Source organism: Paenibacillus puerhi, from assembly GCF_009846885.1.
Lineage (GTDB): Bacteria > Bacillota > Bacilli > Paenibacillales > NBRC-103111 > Paenibacillus_G > Paenibacillus_G puerhi.
The window spans coordinates 108,355-125,358 of sequence record NZ_WUWM01000005.1 but is presented as its reverse complement, the minus strand read 5'-3'; the positions used below and the strand labels follow the sequence as shown (position 1 = coordinate 125,358).

Here is a 17,004-nt window from a genome sequence, read left to right as displayed (position 1 = left end):
GATTTCAAGAAATTTACCTATTTATCGTTCGTCAGTCTGCCATCGGAGCTGACAGGAAGCGGCTCTCCAAGCTGTTCCGGCATAGGCTTTAGGACATGTACATTGAGAAAATCTTTAGTCCGGGCCAGCACCTCTCTTGCCTCATATTTCCGGATGTCGCGATAGTCCTGTTTATCCGGCGCTGCCCCGACCGCCTCTATGCCCATAGCCCTGGCCACATAAATAGCTCGCTTCAGATGGTAATCCTGCGTAACGATAATGATCTTCTTCGCTTGAAAGACAGCTTTGGCCCTGTACATGCTATCGTAGGTGCTAAATCCCGCATGGTCCATGAAAATATGCTCATCAGGCACCCCTTTCTTCATTAAATAATTTTTCATTGCATTGACCTCATCGTATTCGTCGCTCGCGTGATCCCCGCTGACGATGATCCGGCCTGCTTTTCCCGATGTATAAAGATCATAGGCCGTATCCAGCCTGTCCCTAAGGATATCCGATACTTTCCCGTTGGAAAAGACGGAGGCGCCCAGCACCACCAGGGCCTCGGCTTGCGGCAGCTCAGTTTTCGGTAATATATGGGTATGCCCGGTACGCAGCACATATTCATTGACGACCAGCAGCGAGGTAATGCCGATAAAGCCCGCGAGCGCGAGCAGCCGGAGACATCGAGCTGCCGAACGCAGCATTTTCCCGATTTTTCGTTTAACCTGTTTCATTCCAATCTCCTTTTCCCTCATTACCTGTACAGGGAAGCTTTGAATCGACTAACCTGTACACTCTCCATTATACCTTATCCGGAGAACGGAAAGGACTCCACTTTATTGGGGGGGAGTTGTCTCTATTCGATCGATCATACATGACAAAAAGGGCCCCCGTCCAGCGGGAGCCCCTAACTATGTGCGAATCAGTCTGCCGATTATACCCGTGTTTCCCTGCTGCCTGCCCGGCGATGACTAAGATTGGCTTTCAATCGGGCGGGTATTCCAGTGCGGTCCATTCATGAATAGACCAGTAGTTACCAACGCTTCCCTTCTGCACCATCTTGACGTAGCGGGCAGTCTGCGTAGGGAAGCGGATCGACAGGAGCGGCTTGCCGGTGCCGGCTGCCACCGGCTCCCCCCAGCTTGCGCCATCCAAAGAGACATAGACCTCATAACTGCGAGGATAGTCATAGGCGCTTCCCGTCGCATCCAGCACGAGAGCGTTGAAGGTACGGGGAGCCCCCATATCCACCTGAAACCATTGTCCGCTCACCTGATGCGCTCCGGTGTCCCACCGGGTCGCGGGATTGCCGTCCAGCGTGTTCCCCGCCTTGGCGGACTGATGGGAAGCGGTAGCGGTCCAGCCCATTCGCTCCAGCTGATAAGGCTCGCCTCCCGGCATCCCATAAGTGACTGCGGTAACTGGCATAGAGCCTTGAGATTCATTGCCAGCCAGGTCCCTCGCTTTCACCGTGAAGGTATACGCCGTCGCCGGTGCAAGACCCGTCACCGTGTACGTCGTACCCGTCACCGTCATGTTGTTTACCTTCTGCAGTCCCAGATACACGTCATAGCCTGCTACGCCCCTATTGTCCGTCGATGCCGTCCAGCTGAGGCTGACGGCCGAAGACGTCCGGCCCAGCACTTCAAGATGCTCCGGTGCCGTCGGAGGCGATGTGTCGGCAGCCCTACTTCCGCGGGTGATCACATAGATCGGGTCGCCGGCCGGACCGTTCCCCGATCCGTTCGCTGCGATGATCCGGTACGTGTAGAATACGCCGGGGCTCAGCCCCTCGTCCGTATAGGACGTACCCGTGACGGAAGCTGCTGCGAGCTGCCAGGATGCGGCTCCTTCGCTGCGCCGCTCCACCCGGTAACCACTCGCCAGCGGGTCGGCGGCCCACGACAAGGCCGTGGACGAGGACGTGACCCGCGTCACCCCGGCCAGCTTGACCGCTCCGGGCGGCGGAGTGGCCAGCTCCGTCAAGGTATCGATGGCAGCCGTTACTCCGGCTAAATCTGCGGCCACGACGTTAAGCGCGTGATACTCCCCGGAGAAGGGCGAGTTTACCAGGCTGACCGCCGCATGCCCCGGCGCAAGCCCGTTCCCCTGCTCCGAAAGCAGATAGCCTCTGGCTTGATCGAGCAGCAGTACATTGGTGGAGGAAGTCCCGAACAGCACGAGGTCCGTATCGACCGTGCTCCACTGCGGATATTTGGTCATGGACTGGTACGTCTGCAAGCCTTTCACCACCCCGCCGGGTCCTGCAAGGCCCAGCGAAACGCTGCGGCCCTGCTGCACATAGTGCTGCTTCAACCGATCCGCTTGGGTCACGATGGCAGGATCGGCCTGCTGCGCCGCCGTCAGCGCGATCGTCAGCGGTACATCGGAGCGCGTCGCGAATGACCGGATATCCGCGGTTCTGTCCAGCTTCACCGAAGCGTCCGGCGATGCGGCTGGCGATTGAACGGCGACCTGCACTGTCGTCTGCAGCCCGCTCAGCAGCTCCTTCGCCTTCACCTCGTAGATGCCGGGCGTATCCCGCTCATGCAGCGGCAGCTTGGCGCTTAAGCCGGAGGCCGAATATACGGTCGCCGTATCGCCGCTTGTCGTATGCGTAACGGTCAGCTCCACCGGGATGCCTGCCATCGCATCGGGATTGCGGATGGCCGTGAAAGCCTCGAAGTAGCCCGCTTCCGATTTCGTTACAGCCAGCTCAGGCGTCGTCACCTCAGCCGGAGGCAGCGCATACCATTGGAATCCGTTCGTCCGGAGATCGACCTGCCCTGCCTCGGCCGTTGTAAGCTGGCGCCCAGCCCGGACATCGTAGATCGGCCTTGACGTATTCCACTGCAGCGCAGCTGTCTTGCCGACGAGATGCTGGCTCTGGCCTGCAGCCGTGTCATGATTTTCATTCAGCACGGTGACGTACTCCGTATCTCCGGCACGGGTCGGGACTGCCCAGACCGTGCTGCTGTCGGAGTACGCGATCGGCTTCTGCACGGCAGCCATCGCCGTCCGCAGCTTGACGATATTCGCCGCATTGCGGTTCAGGAGCAGATTCGTCTGGTCGGTGTCGCTCTGCACCACATATGAAGCTACCTGCATCCCCGTCTGCGTCGCGGTTACCGGAGATACCGATTCGTCGTCCTTCAGGATCAGGCCGCCCTGATCCACGAAGCTTTGCAGCTGCGGGACAAGACCGTCATACCAATGCCAGCTCGCATCGAATTCATTCAGACCGACGAGCAGAATCGACTTGATGGAGGAAGGAAGCCCGCGCTTCAGCTCCTCCGGGGTGATGATTTTGGACGGCCAGCCGGCCGCATGCGTCAGGAACAAGGCTTCGGTTACTTTGCCTTCATGAGAGCCCTGAAGCAGCTGCGCTTCGGTCGGATTTTCGCCTGCCACGATTCCCCGCAGCAGCGCCTGATCGTTCACATACATGATCCCGATCGAAGGCGTCGGCTCCGTCAGCGCGTACGCCCCGCCGTACTTGTGAATCCACGCGTACAGCTCCTTCTGCTCGGCGATCATCTGAGGCTTAGCCAGCGGACCGCGGTCGTTAGCCAGCACATTGGTGCCGATCGCCTGCACGCCCCGCGTCAGCGTCATCGCATACGTCTTCTCCCGGTCGGCTTTGCCGTAGAACAGGGAGAAATCATCCTGCAGCGCCCAGGTCGGCTTGTTCGGCGCGTAGCTCCGCAGCTTATCGACCAGCGACACATTATGAAGCGGCTTCGAGGCATCCAGCTCATTCCAGTCGTAGGCGGACTGAACCGGCAAACGCTCGTGCATGTCCTTGCCCGGAATCGTCGCCCACAGCCAGCCTCCGCGACCTCCTACGCCGGGAGAGCTGCCGTAGGAGCCCGTTGTCGTCGTGTAAGCCGGGTTCACCTCGGCTGCCGCTTGGGCGAAGTAGCCGTACTGTTTGTACGTTTCATTATAGCGCCCGATGTAATCCAGGAACGGCTTGGCGCCAGTTGCCCAGTACTCATGCGTTTTGAGCGAATACTGCCCCTGAAGGCTTGGGGCGATCGGTGTGGTCAACGGCTCCCCCGCCCCCGTCTGGAACGGGACAAACGCCCGGCCCCAAGGCCGGTTCGGATGCGGCGGCGCCCAATCCCAATACTGGGCGTAAGCGGCATTATCCGCTCCCAGGCTGATGCCCGCGAGGTTCGGGTAACGGCTCAGCCGCTGCAGGCCAAGCTGCAGCTCCCGATACAGCGGAGCGTGATAATCGGCGATGTAGGAGCTGTAGAACGACAGGTTCTGGCTGGTCAAATCCATGATATCCCAGTCGGTCCTTGGGATAAGTCCCAACTGCACGCCTCTGTCCGCCAGCGCCTGCGCCATCTTCTCGTGGCTCTTGGCGCTTGCAGGATCCGCGAAGGTGCCGAATTCATACACCCGGTCATAGCCGGTGTCAGCCACATACTCGGCATAATCCTCCACGGTCCCAAGATCTTGATACATGCGGGCGATATCCCGATGCTCCGAATGATAGAAGCCTCCCGAGCTCATCCCGTGGGGCAGATAAATAAAATTGACCGTCTCCGGCGACCGGGGCACCTCCGTGCCGATATGCCGGGCGATCGAGCTGCCGGTGGGCTCATACTTCGGCGAGGCAGGCTTCGCCCCGGACAACGCCTGCACGTCGGCATCCCAAGCGCCTTGATGCGGGAAGGTCTCGGGACCATCCACGCTGGTCACCGTAATCGCCGGACCCGGACCCGGCAGCGTTAAGTTAATCTTCAGCTGCACATCCTTAGGAGCGCCGGGAACAATCGGCGCAAGCCCTGCGTCGAAGCTCACCGGTCCGCGGCCGTCCACCCACAGCTCATAGGGCTTGCCGTCTTCATTTTGCGGCAGCAGCAGAGTCAGTGAATCCATCGTCCGGGTACCGCTGTTATAGATTTCCTTGCCGTCGTTCTTCAGGATGACTGACTTGACTGCGCCGGGGCCCGTTCCGGCGATCTTGACCGGGAACGTCCACAGCTCGTAATCCCAGATCCATGATCGAGCTGTGCGGTCCGAAGCATACATATTCGTCTGTCCCCAGCGCCAGGCGACTCCCCGGAACCAATGATTGCCGGGCGACAGCACGTTGTCGTAGGGACGCTGCACGATCGACATGTTGGCGGGCGGCTGCTGCAGCAGAATCTCGGTTTTGTATTCCGCCCCGTCTGCGAACGGCTGGACGGTCCGTATGGACGAACCGCTGTTGTCCTGCGGGATATCCAGAGTGATTTGCGGCCAATCCACCGCGTCGGGACCGTCCCTCCGCACGGCATTCTGGTGAATCTTGGCGCTGCCCTTTGTGAACAGTCCCGTCGGGGTGTCGAATCGCACCAAGCGCAGCGTAGCGTACTTGGTCGGGGCGGTGAAGTCGCTGTCCAGTGCGGAGCGCGTGACGATCGTATTGTTCATATCCGCCTGAACCTGCGTCTGCGTCAGCGGGGCGGCATACATCCGAAGCGAATCGATCGCTCCCCGGTAGCCGTACTTCATCATCGTACGGGTTGCGGTGTCGAAATGCCATTCGGTCCCAAGCAGCACCGGCAGCTCGTTCGGCAGCAGATCCGTAAAGACGCCGTTTGCAGGAACCTGCCCGATCAGCTTGCCGTTGACGTACAGCCAGACCCCTTCATATTTCTCGAAGACGGCGGCCACATGGGACCATTGCCCCGCCGCCAGCTCGGAGGCCGTGTACGACCAGTTGTACCATTTCTCGCCATAGTCGGAGCCGAAGTAAAGCTTGTTGCCCTGGAGGCCGAGATAGAAGGTCGTCCCTTTCCAATTCGCATCCCGCTTGGACGCAATCGGCTGGTAGCCGTTCAGATCATCCGGCTTGATCCAGGCCGAGATCGTAAATGCTGTGGAAACGCGGTTCAGCTGGCCGGGCTTCGTGATCGAGGCCTGATCGCTCCCGCTCAGCACGAGCGCCTGCCCTGCTCCGGGACGGCCCGGCGCGTAAGCGGCCGGCGCGCTGAACGAGCCGGCATTTTCCGGCTGCGCCGGATTGCGCGTATCCCAGATCGCGTTAGGCTCGGAAGCCTGCGGCTCCATCTCGTATCTGGCGATCAGCGGCAGCTCCATGACAGGCAGAGTCGTCACGATCAGAGTCGCCGGGGCGGATTCGTTGCCGTATACGTCCCTGGCTTTTACGACGAGCGAATAGGCCGTATTCGGCGTCAGACCAGAGAAGCGGTAGGCACGCACCGAAGGCGGCAGCGAGATCACCTTGGCCGAATCGAGATATACGTCATAGCCGGCCACCCCGATATCATCGCTAGACGCGTCCCACGAGGCGTCAAACTGGGTATCCAGCAGCTTCTTGACCGTCAGATTTCCCGGCGTCGTCGGCGGGTTCAGGTCGGGATCCGCCTGGCCGTACAGCTGCAGCTCATGGATAGACCAGAAGCTGCCGCTGTTCTTCGTCAGCGTCAGGCGGACGTAGCGGGCGGTCTGCGCCGGAAATATGGCGTTTACAAGCGCTGAGGTTCCGACGAAGGTTCCAATCGGCTCGCTCCAGCTCACGCCGTCCTCCGAGACGGAGAGCTGAAACTCGCGAGGGTAGTCGCCGTTGGAACCGGCCGCATTCAGCGATAGCTTGCTGTAGGATTTGCCTCCCGGTCCTGTATCGAGCTGAAACCACATGCCTGCCGCCTGGGCGGCTCCGCTGGTCCACCTCGTGGAAGCGCTGCCATCTATAGCTAATAAAGCACTGCCCCCTCCATGGGAAGCGCTCGCCGCCCACAGAGCACGCTCCAGCGCAGCTTGGGTCGTGAAGGTTATCGGCGTCGCGTACACCGACTTATGGCCAGCCATATCTACAGCCCGAACCTGAATCGTATAAGCGGTTTTGGGAGTCAATCCCTTCAGCGCGAAGTTCGGCTGCCGGGTAAATCCGGCATAGTCGTTACCGGCGTACACCTCATAGCCAAGAACAGCCACATCATCGATGCTGGCGCTCCAGCTGAGCGACGCCTCCGTGTCCGTCACCCCGGCAGCCGCCAACGCATCCGGTATTGAAGGCGCTTCCATATCATCCGCTTGTGAACCGAGCAGCTTCAGATTCTGGATCGACCAGTAGTTGCCGACTCCCTTGGTCAGCGTAATGCGCACATAGCGGGCCGATTGCTCGGCAAATTCCGCCTGGATCAAAGCGCTGCCGTTGCCCGATGCGATCGGCGCGCTCCAGGTTGCCCCGTCATCGGACACCGTTACCGAATAACCGCGGGCATAATCGCCGCTGTAGCCGGTCGAGTCCATGACCAGCTTGTGGTACGATTTCTCCCCCGGTCCGGTATCAACCTGGAACCACATGCCGGACACCTGATTCGCGCCGCTGGTCCATCGGGTGGACGACAGCGCATCGATAGCCAGACGCGCTGCTCCCCCCCCATGCGAAGCGCTCACGCTCCACAGCGCCCGGTCCAGCTCGTCCAGATTGACGACAAGCGGCGTGCTTGCGGCGGATCTATTCCCGGCCGCATCCTTCGCTCTGACCGAGAACGCGTAGTCTGTGCCCAGGGTCAATCCCTCTGCCTTATACAGCGGAGGTCCTTCCACGCTCGCCTCCAGCACCCCGTCCCGGTACACGTCATAGCCGGTCACGCCGGTATCATCCGCCGGGACCGACCAGGTCAGCTGGACGGACGTATCGGTACGCCAGACTGACTCCACATTAGCCGGTACACCTGGCGCTTGCGTGTCCGCGGCATGAACGGGGACTGCCTGCAGCGGCAGAAGCCCGGTCAGCAGCGCCCCTAGGAGCAGTCTTGAAGCCGTTCGATGCAGTTGTTTCCACATCCGTTCCTCTCTCCTCACCTGAATCGTATTTTGCCTGAATGTTGATTACACCAGCCTCTGCTCGCATGCAGAGCGTCATCACCCCCTTTCCTTATCCGCGTTGACGCTTGTGCCCAGTGTCCGCCTTTATCCCTTCACGGCTCCGATCAGCACGCCCTTCACAAAATACTTCTGCAGGAAAGGATATACCGCAAGCAGGGGGAACAGCATGACCATAATACCCGCAGAGCGGATCGATTCCGGCGTCAGCATCTGCTCCGCCTCCTCCAGCTGAACGTTGTTCAGGCTTTGCAGGAGCGACTGGTTCGCCACCATATTCTGAACCAGTACGGCCAGATTGAATTTGGAGGAATCATTAATGTTGATCAACACGCTCTGGAATGAGTTCCAGTAGCCTACGCCGTAGAACAGCGTCAGCGTAGCCAGCACCGGCATGGACAACGGCAGCACAATCTGCCAGAGGAGCCGCCATTCGCTGCAGCCGTCGATTTGGGCCGCTTCATTCATCTCCTCGGGAATTTGCTCGAAGAACGATTTCAGCACGAGCATATTGTATGCGCTGACCAGTCCCGGCAGCCACAACGCCCAGTACGTATCGACGATGCCGAGTCCCCGATTGACGAGGAAGGCCGGAATCGCCTGGATGCCGAACAGCATCGTGAACACGATGCCCAAGGTGAAGAACCGTCGGGCGTAGAAATAGCCCTTGGACAGCGGATAAGCGGCCAGAATCGTAAACAGCATGCTGAACACGACCCCGAAGCCGGTAATGACCAGACTGTTGCGGAACGTGCGGACAATCGGCGTCCCGTCGATCAGCATCTTGTAAGAGTCAAGCGAAAAGCCGACCGGCCAGATGCCCACTTTTCCCGCTGCGACGGCCTCGTATTCGCTCAGCGAGATCGCTGCCAGATTCAGCAGAGGAAGCAGACAGCTCATGCCGGCGATACCTAAAAGCACGTAGTTGGCCGCATAAAACCATTTTTCACTGCGCGACAACTTCATGACCGTCCTCCTCCCTTACCATAAGGATTGGTCGAACAGCTTGGCGAGCCGATTCGCGCCCACTACCAGCACGAGACCGATCACAGCCTCGAACAGCCCCATAGCCGTCGTCATGCTGTACAAGCCTCCCTGTATCCCGACCGTGTAAATATACGTGCTAATGACGCTCGACACATCCGACACCACGGCATTCTGCAGGTTGTATACCTGATCGAAGCCGACCTCCATCACACTGCCCATCGAGAGAATAAGCATGAGCGTCATCACCGGCAGAATCCCCGGCAGAGTAACATATCCGATCTGCTTGATCTTGCTTGCTCCGTCGATGCTCGCCGCTTCGTACAGCGACGGATCGATCGAGCTGATCGCCGCCAGATAGATAATGGCCGAGAAGCCGGCTTCCTTCCAGATGCCCGAGCCGAAGAAAATCGCGAGCCAGGAGCTCGTCTGATACAGGAAGCGGACCGGCTCGCCGCCGAAATATTCGATGATCGTGTTCACTGCGCCGGCCTGCGAACCGAACAGCGTAACCACGATCCCTCCGACGATGACCCAGGAGAAGAAATGAGGCAAATAAAGCAGCGTCTGCACCGAGCGCTTGAACCAGGCTTTGCGTACTTCATTGAGCATCACCGCAACCAGAATCGGAAACGGGAAACCGATCACGATCTTGAGCAGGCTCAGCATAAATGTATTGCGGATGATAGCGATGGACTGCGGGTTGGAGAACATCATCCGGAAATAATCGAGTCCGGCCCACGGACTTCCCCAGATGCCCTGCATCAGGTTGTAATGCTTGAAGGCAATGACATTGCCCAGCATCGGCACGTAGCGAAACAATATAAAAAAGACGATAACCGGAATAAACATCAGCAGCAGCGGAACATTGCGCCGGAACCGGCTGCGACTATGAGTCCGCAGAGCGGTTCCGGCTCCGGCGTGCCTTGCTTGCCTGCTGGGCTTGCCTGCCAAGCGCCCGTTAGTTTCTCCGGATACCGTTTCAGGCGTTTTCATCATGGCATCCCCCTATTCGTTTCAGCGTCCAGTCGATGTAATCGAGGCGCATGGACTCGCCGTACCTTCTCTTTACAGAAGAAGGTCCGTTCGGCAATCGAACGGACCCGCCCCGTTACCTGCTTATATGCACATCCTTAGCATGAACGCCGACTGTAGTTCCCTTCCATGATGCCCTCGCCGGCTCATGCAGCCGCTACTTCGGCTTATTTGGTGGAGTACAGCTTGACGGCATCTTCTCCGAACTGATACAGATCCTTCAGCAGGAACGCATTCGCCTTGTTCGTTTCATACCACTTCGTATAGAATTCATCGACCTTCAGACCGCCCGACTTCTCCCAGATACTCTTGGCGTCCTTCTCTGCTTGCTCGGCGGTATAGCTGCTGCCGCTGACAATCGATTTCATCCATACATCCTTTATTTGCTGATCGGTGTTTTTCACAACCAGCGCGAGATCCTGAGGCAGCACGGGCAAATATTCCGGCTTCAAGGTTGGGATCGGACGCTCCTTGCTCACATAAGCCTCATTGGCCTGCAAAGCCAGATCCCGCAGCGTTTTCTGCGTTTCCGTCTCCTGCGAGCGCTGCTCGGTAAATGAGCATTTGCCCAGCAGGAGCACCGAAGACATCATCCGCAGATCGGAGGTGTAGGAAATCTCTTTTTTGTTTTTCTCGGCATCCAGCGGTTTCGGGCAGCCCGCTTCATTCTTGCTCCAATGGACGCCCTCTTCGCCGCTCTCCAGCGTACGCGCCGTCTCCGGCTTAATCATGAAGTCAATATATTGCATGACCGCCTTCGGATCCTTCGCTCCTGCGTTGATCGCCCCGACCATCTGGATCGGACTGCTGACGACTGGACTGAACTGTCCGAATTCGGATTTCGGCAGCGTCAGGATCGCGAGCTTCGCATTCGGGTTGTTTTTCTTCAACGCATCATAATCCTTGTCGACTATTTCCTGATGCAGATACATGCCGAGCTTACCAGAGAGGAAATCCTGCTTGGCTTTCTCTCCATTCTTATCAGCGAGAAAATCCTTGTCAGCTACCCCTGCATCGAATAATTGCTTCTGGAACGCGACGGCAGCCGTTATTCGATCCCACTCATGTATAAATTTGTCCCCTTCAAAGCGCCACTGCACCTCCCCGAAGCCAAACATATGCTGCAGGATCGAAGGTCCGTTCCCGCTCAGGTTCAGCCCGAAGGTGTCTGCTTTGCCGTTGCCGTCCGGGTCCTTCGACGCGAATGCCTTCGCTACCTCCAGCAGCTCTTCCGTCGTTTTCGGCATTTGCAGATTCAGCTTCTGCAGCCAATCCTCCCGGATGTAGATGCGGTGTCCGGCCATCAGCGGCGTTACCTTGCCGATCTCGTATACCTTGCCGTCGTCCTTGGTGCCAAGCTTCTTCAATTGCGGAAATTGCTTCATTAAATCTTTATACGTGGTGCTGTGCGTTTCGATCACATCGTCCAGCGGCATGAGCAGCTTTTGTGCGTACCATTGGTTTCGGTAGCCGGTATCGTACTCCAGGATCAGGTCGGGCGCAGAGTTCGTCGCGAACAGGGCATTGAATTTCTGCAGCGATTCCCAGCGGGGCACCGTTATATACTTCACATCGACCGGCCCGTTTTTGTTCACCCACTCGGTCCAGCGGTTTTTATCCCAGTTCCCTTCCTCAGGCGGAATATTATTACGCTCATACATGGAGACGGTGATACTTCCCCGCTTCTCCGGCGCCGCCCCTTTATCGCCCTCAGCCTTGGAGGAAGCAGGCGGCTGATTGGCGCTGCAGCCCGCGATCAGGACACCCGTCATAGCCAGCGCCGTTACACCCGCCGTCATCCGATTTCTTCTCTTGTTGTTCATTCGTTCAAGCTCCCCTCGTTTATCGTACTCGTTGTTGTGCTGCTCGCCTTCCTGATTGCACTATACCCCAGGGTCGCGATTCCCGGCAATTTACATGTTTCACAGGGCTAACCGATTGGCCAAATAGGCCCGACTAACCGAAAGTCAGCGATGAACCGAATAGAAAAAGTGCGCTCCAACAAGGGTTTTTGATTGAAATGCCAAAGAGACCGCCCGCGACCGGCCACGTTGGCCGGATAGCTTGCGATCCTCGCTTACTCTTCTTCTATTTCAGTTGGACGGTCTTCCTATACGCTGCGGTAAGCTCGTCCATCATCCGGTCGCCACCGTTCTGCCTCCACGAGCTAATCGCTTCGTTCCAGCCCTCCTCGTCGAGAACGCCAAGAATATAATTTACCTTCGCATTATACAAGCCGGTATCAAGCTCCTTGCCCACATCGTAGTTGGTTGCAGAAATCAACGGAGCGCTCAGATCGGGAATAGCCAATACTTCGTTCTGAGCCGCCAAGCGATCTACTTTTTCCTCAAGCTGAGTCTTGATTCCCTGCATCCCAGCCACCGGATCATCCCACTTGAAGCTCCAGTAGTCTCCAGCTCCAATCGTTCCAGGTAGTTTCCGGGGAGTTCCGTTCTCCATGACGTAATCGATGCCTTCGAGCCCCCAGTTCAGCAAGTCCTGCATCGGCGGGTCGCCCAGCTTATCGAAAAATTGAATGATGCGGCGAACCTCCTGCTCCGAGGCTGCGCCTGCTTTCGGAATAACCAGCAGCGAATCGTACCCATTCGTCGCTCGCACCCGCTGTCCGAGCGGGCCATTGATATTCTGCACAACATCAATGACCTCAACCGCATCGGGATTAAGCTTTTTCGTATCTGTCTTGCTGACGGCGTCGCCGAGCACGGAGAAATACATCCCGGCTTTGCCTTGATTGAAATAGCTGTACTTCGGCGCAATCGGGAAATCCGGGTTGATCAGCTTCTCGCTATACATCCTGCGCATCAGATCCAAGGCCTGTTTATAGGCAGGATGCAGAAAGTCGGGCTGAAGCTTCCCTTCCTCCCATCCCCAGCCATTCGGCGCGCCCAGGTAGACCGCAAGCTGCTTGAGCGATTCTAGGCTCTTACTTTCCTCGATGCCGAATGTATCGGGTTGACCATTGCCGTCCGGGTCGCGCTCCGTTATCGCTTTAGCCGTATTATAAATATCTTCTACACTTGCGGGAACCGCAAGCCCGAGACGGTCCAACCAATCTTTCCGGAAAATGATGCCATACCTCGCAATAACGCGCTCCCGGGGAATACCGTACAGCTTACCGTCGATCATAGCGTTATCTAGCGCTGTTCTACTCATATGCTTCAGATGAACGGTATCCTCCAAGAATGGGGCGAGATTCCAGAACAGCCCGGATTGCTGGGCATTCAGGCTCGCCTGCTCCTTGTTGCGCCGGAGCAGCATCACCTCTGGCAGCTTGCCTGAAGCAAGCGTCGCACTCACTTTATCGTCATAGGAGGTAGCAGGCACCCACGTCATATCAAGCGTCAGTCCCGTATATGCTTCGATGCTTGTCTGGACAGGAGAATCCGGTTCCGGCGTGTCGGCACCAAATTGGATCATCATCACCGACAGCTTCGGATGTATGGAACTGACTGGTGGTGGAACCTCCGAATCCCCGCATCCGCTCAGCAGTACGGCGCCGATGCAGAAACCAATCGGCAGAGAAGAAAGCTTGGACAGACAACGGTTGACTAAACGTGAGTGCATGATAAACCTCCTGTTGATGTTACTCGGGTGTGTCAGCTACAGGCTGACCGAAATCCGGCCACCCTCCGATTGTCCAGTCTATCGCCTGGGCACGGGCATGACGATTCGGATCCTGCAGCGAACTTCCTTGGAGCTCCTTATGGTTGCGCGCATGATAAACCATGACATCGCGTGTACCGTCCTCCGATACCGTAAAGCAGTTATGGCCCGGACCGTATTGCCCCGTTTCCTCACTAGTACGAAAGACCGGAAACGAACTTTTGGTCCAGGAGCCTGCATCCAGAAGGTTGCTGTCAACCGGTGCGGACAGCAGCCCCATGCAATAATGGTGATCCGTCGCGCTCGCGGAGTAAGTCAAAAACACCCGCCCATTGCGGATCATGACGGCCGGACCTTCGTTTACCAGATATCCAACTTTCTCCCACTCATACTCCGGCTTCGATATCATCACTTGCCGACCACGGATCGTCCACGGATTCTCCATTTCGGCGATATACAGATTGGAATTGCCCGGGATAGAGGGATCGTGCTGCGCCCACACCAAATACCGGATTCCATGATGCTCGAATGAAGTGGCGTCAAGTGTAAAGGATTCCCAGTTCATGACGACCTTCCCCCTCTCTTCCCATCTTCCCTCAAGCGGATTGGCCGCTTCATTCTCCAGCACGTATGTTCTGTGCGCGAAGGACGCGTTTATACGACCGGCTGCGAAATAAATATACCACTTTCCGGCGATAAAATGTATTTCCGGCGCCCAGATTTTGGCGCTCATCTCACCTTCCTGGTGCCTGTGCCAGATTGCAAGCGGCTCAGCTCTACCGATATCCTGGATTGTCCGGGCCCTGCGGAGCTCGATCAAGTCGAAATCCGGGACAGTTCCCGTAAAGTAATACCAGCCGTCCGTGTGCTTGTATACCCATGGATCGGCTCTTTGAAGAACAAGCGGGTTTTGGTACTTGGCAGGCGTCAAGGATGAATCGGAAGGAAGGTTTGTCATCTTAGCCACTCCTTTGAGCGTTTTTATTAGTAAGCTGCTGCAATCTTGTCGTAATTAAACTGTGACTCTCCCGGATCGATTCGGGCTCGCAGCGGGCTTTCAACTCGTAGACCTTCACTTCAGCCGCAGCGATGGCAGCCAGAAACGGGTCAAATTCCTTCGGGTCTCCACTGTGCACGTATGGGCACCAATGATCCGATAGCCCGAGCGTTTCGTGAATGTGCACGCCATAGATGTAAGGCAGCAGCTCGGAAAGCTGGGCTTCATTCGGATACAAGCCCATCCGTTCCATCATCTTTGCATGGCCGATGTCATACCAAAGGCGAACCTGGCTGCCCCTCAGACTATCGCAGAGCATTTTTGCTTCCAGCAGTGTCGGCATCTGGTAACAGCGGGAGCGTGTCTCGATTCCGATGATCACCGACCAACCCTTACGGGCGGCAATCTCGCTTGCTTCCTCCAGACTTTGCTGAATTCTGGCCAGATAATAGGGAGCAAGAGCCTCCCTCCTCTTGAGCATTTCTCTCCACAGCACACCGTACGCCTCCGAATCACGGCCGTATTCATGGTATAGCTCCTTGAGGCGCTTATCGATGTTATAAGGGAACGGCACCTCGCCGGGATGCACGACGACGGCCTTGGCTCCGTACCTGTGCGCATACTCCATGGAGCGAAGCTACAGTTCGACCGCGCGGCTGCGTTTCATCTCATCCTCGAAGCCGAGCATGACCGAATCCGTATCGTAGTCGGGGTCGTCTATGAAGGGGAACACATTGTGAACACTAGAGATACCGATCTTTCCCTTTTCGATCATCGGCTCGATCGTTTTCAATAGCTCATCGGTTACGTTATAGTTCAGCTCGACAAACCGGAAGCCCAGCTCCTTGATTTCCTCGATCATCTCCCGTCCTATCTGATGTTTCTTTACATTCCAGCAAGTGGAGAAAGAATAGTCGCCCATATCCATCCTTAGCAGAACCTCCTCAGTCGTTGTAAAAACAAGGAATCCGCCGATTTGGACGGCGGATTCCTTGTTGTGTCAAGCCAAGCGTTTACTTGGCCGCGTTTTTATTGTAGTAGGCGGTGAATTCCTCGATAATTTTATCGCCGCCGTTCTTCTGCCACTTGTCCACCGCATCGCTCCAACCTTTTTCATCGAGTTCGCCAAGCACGTACTTCGTTTGCGCATCGGTGATCGCTTTCTTCAAATCCGCACCTTTCTGCGTGTTCGTCTCCGAGATCAGGGAAGCGCTCAAGTCGACTACTGCCAGCTTCTTGTTGTCCGCAAACAGCTTCTGGATCTTGTCTTCGACAGGCTTGATCGAGCCCTTAATATCGGATGTGCCTCCATCCCATCTCAGGTTCCAGGCATCGGCAGCCAGCAAGGCGCCGTCCTTTTTCTTGGCCAAGCCATTTTCAACCGTATAATCGACGCCCTCGATACCCCATGCAAATACATCCTGCATCGGCTTATCGGCAAGCTTATCCAGGAAGGCGATGATCTGCTTGACCTTATCCTCCGACTTGACGCTTTGCTTCGGAATCGCAATCAACGAATCATAACCAAACGTGCCGCGGACATGCTGTCCCTTTGGACCGTCGAAGTTTTGTGCGACATCAACCACCGCTTTGGGATCAAGCTTAGGCAGATCGTTATGCCGGGTGCCCCCGTCATCGATGACGGAGAAGTACATACCTGCTTTGCCTTGATTAAAGTAATCGTACTTTTTGGCAATCGGGAAATCCGGGCTGATAATCTTCTCGCTGACCATCTTCTTGTACAAATCGAGGGCCGGTTTGAATTCAGGAAACATAAAGTCCGGGGTAACCTTGCCATCCTTCAGTCCCCAGGCGTTCGGTCCGCCGCTATAAATGGTCAGCTGCTTGAGCAGCTCCATGGATGCATCCTCTTGAATGCCGAAGGTGTCGTTTTTCCCATTTTTATCCGGATCATTCAAGGTAAATGCCTTAGCTATATTGTAAATATCTTCAGTCGTTTTTGGCACCTGCAGGCCGAGATTATCCAGCCAGTCCTTGCGGAATATCATCCCATAACGGGCCAGCGTCCGTTCGCGCGGGATCCCGTACAGCTTGCCGTCCACCTTGGCATTCTTTTGCGCGGCCTCGCTCATTTTGCTTATGTTTTTCGTGTCACCCAGGAAAGGGGTCAAGTCCCAGAACGCCCCGGATAATTGTGCGTTCAGCATGGCGGAATCTTTATTCCTCCGCATTAGGATGACATCCGGCATCTTGCCCGAAGCCAGAGTTGCGCTTACTTTATCATCGTAGGCGGCTGCAGGAACGAAGGTGAAATCCAGCTTAGTATTCGTATATTCCTGGATCTTCAGGATAGCCGGATTGTCTGCCTTGGGTGGCTCTGCCGCCTGCTGAATGACCATAACCGAGAGCTCGAGCGGCTTCTGTGCGGCTTCTCCCGCTTGGCCGTTTCCTGTGGCAGCGGGTGTCGTGTCCTTCGAAGCGCAAGCTGCGAGCACTGTTGCGGACAAGCAGGTGATGCACAATACGGAAGTGATGAGTTTGAACTTGCGGTTTCCTTGAATTGACAT

Annotated in this window: 8 protein-coding genes and 1 pseudogene; all 9 read right to left on the bottom strand. The window is 56.7% G+C overall.

The features are described from left to right. Positions 1-17 precede the first annotated feature (17 nt). Positions 18-716, bottom strand: a complete 699-nt coding sequence (locus GSF01_RS06135) for a SanA/YdcF family protein (protein WP_159882148.1) — start codon at positions 714-716, stop codon at positions 18-20. Between the two features lie 250 nt (positions 717-966). Further along, positions 967-7,797 carry a fibronectin type III domain-containing protein gene (locus GSF01_RS06130; RefSeq protein WP_159882147.1) on the bottom strand — a complete coding sequence of 2,277 codons (6,831 nt, stop codon included), beginning with the start codon at positions 7,795-7,797 and terminating at the stop codon, positions 967-969. Between the two features lie 126 nt (positions 7,798-7,923). Continuing rightward, positions 7,924-8,802 carry a carbohydrate ABC transporter permease gene (locus GSF01_RS06125; protein ID WP_159882146.1) on the bottom strand — a complete coding sequence of 293 codons (879 nt, stop codon included), beginning with the start codon at positions 8,800-8,802 and terminating at the stop codon, positions 7,924-7,926. 15 nt (positions 8,803-8,817) lie between these two features. Beyond that, entirely contained in the window at positions 8,818-9,819 is a 1,002-nt protein-coding gene (locus GSF01_RS06120) for an ABC transporter permease (protein ID WP_328803649.1), read from the bottom strand. 203 nt (positions 9,820-10,022) lie between these two features. Continuing rightward, positions 10,023-11,678, bottom strand: a complete 1,656-nt coding sequence (locus tag GSF01_RS06115; protein ID WP_159882145.1) for an extracellular solute-binding protein — start codon at positions 11,676-11,678, stop codon at positions 10,023-10,025. 265 nt (positions 11,679-11,943) lie between these two features. Beyond that, a complete protein-coding gene (locus tag GSF01_RS06110; protein WP_159882144.1) occupies positions 11,944-13,440 on the bottom strand; it encodes an extracellular solute-binding protein in 1,497 nt (498 codons plus the stop codon). Between the two features lie 19 nt (positions 13,441-13,459). Further along, positions 13,460-14,437, bottom strand: coding sequence for a glycoside hydrolase family 43 protein (locus GSF01_RS06105; RefSeq protein ID WP_159882143.1), 978 nt, complete (start codon positions 14,435-14,437; stop codon positions 13,460-13,462). 1 nt (position 14,438) lies between these two features. Continuing rightward, a pseudogene (locus GSF01_RS06100) lies at positions 14,439-15,404 on the bottom strand (sugar phosphate isomerase/epimerase family protein). A gap of 85 nt (positions 15,405-15,489) precedes the next feature. Continuing rightward, complete coding sequence (locus GSF01_RS06095; RefSeq protein ID WP_159882142.1) at positions 15,490-17,004, bottom strand: extracellular solute-binding protein; 1,515 nt, start codon at positions 17,002-17,004, stop codon at positions 15,490-15,492.

Coding starts and splice junctions, on each gene's coding strand:
- GSF01_RS06095 (WP_159882142.1), bottom strand. CDS start 17,004: ATGTCAATTCAAGGAAACCGCAAGTTCAAACTCATCACTTCCGTATTG.
- GSF01_RS06110 (WP_159882144.1), bottom strand. CDS start 13,440: ATGCACTCACGTTTAGTCAACCGTTGTCTGTCCAAGCTTTCTTCTCTG.
- GSF01_RS06125 (WP_159882146.1), bottom strand. CDS start 8,802: ATGAAGTTGTCGCGCAGTGAAAAATGGTTTTATGCGGCCAACTACGTG.
- GSF01_RS06135 (WP_159882148.1), bottom strand. CDS start 716: ATGAAACAGGTTAAACGAAAAATCGGGAAAATGCTGCGTTCGGCAGCT.
- GSF01_RS06130 (WP_159882147.1), bottom strand. CDS start 7,797: ATGTGGAAACAACTGCATCGAACGGCTTCAAGACTGCTCCTAGGGGCG.
- GSF01_RS06105 (WP_159882143.1), bottom strand. CDS start 14,437: ATGACAAACCTTCCTTCCGATTCATCCTTGACGCCTGCCAAGTACCAA.
- GSF01_RS06120 (WP_328803649.1), bottom strand. CDS start 9,819: ATGATGAAAACGCCTGAAACGGTATCCGGAGAAACTAACGGGCGCTTG.
- GSF01_RS06115 (WP_159882145.1), bottom strand. CDS start 11,678: ATGAACAACAAGAGAAGAAATCGGATGACGGCGGGTGTAACGGCGCTG.